The organism is Halorubrum sp. SP3, assembly GCF_005435195.1.
Lineage (GTDB): Archaea > Halobacteriota > Halobacteria > Halobacteriales > Haloferacaceae > Halorubrum > Halorubrum sodomense.
Genome location: NZ_SGTU01000320.1, coordinates 1 through 500, shown reverse-complemented (window position 1 = coordinate 500; position 500 = coordinate 1). Strand labels below are relative to the sequence as shown.

The 500-nt window shown below is 60.6% G+C and carries 1 protein-coding gene; it reads right to left on the bottom strand.

Going from position 1 to position 500, the window contains the following annotated elements:
- Positions 1 to 151: 151 nt before the first annotated feature.
- The coding region (locus EXE42_RS18950; RefSeq protein ID WP_158293771.1) for a hypothetical protein at positions 152 to 500 on the bottom strand (349 nt) is incomplete at its 5' end.

Genomic DNA, 500 nt, shown 5'->3' with positions numbered 1-500 from the left:
TAGCCGTTCGTGTCACGGCTCACCGAGAGGGTGACGGAGTTGAGGATAACGAGTCCTTCCTGCCCGCCAGCTCCGAAGGTGTCGTTGTCGGTTTCCAGTTCGAAGATGACCTGCGCGTCGTCAATTACGTTGTCTCCCATCGTGTATCACCTCACGCGTCCACGTCAACGCCGTTGAACTGAAGCGGGCCGACGCTGACGTTGATGTTGACCTGTTTCGCAATCGGCGCGGGGTCGATCCCGATGGTGACACCAGTTTCGGTATCAGCATCACCGAGACTCACGTCCAGCGCGTACGGGCGACCACCCTCGCCGTCTGCGAGTAGCGGGGGCTGTGCGTTCGGCGCAGACAGCGACGATAGCGTCCGCTTGAGCCGCGAACGGAACTTCTGTCGGGCGCTGTTTGCGTTCGACCCACCGCGATAGTCGGTGATCCGCTCGTGGATCTGCTCGACAGTGTAGTCGATGATCTCCGCCTTGTAGATGTCCGCAAACGCGGAC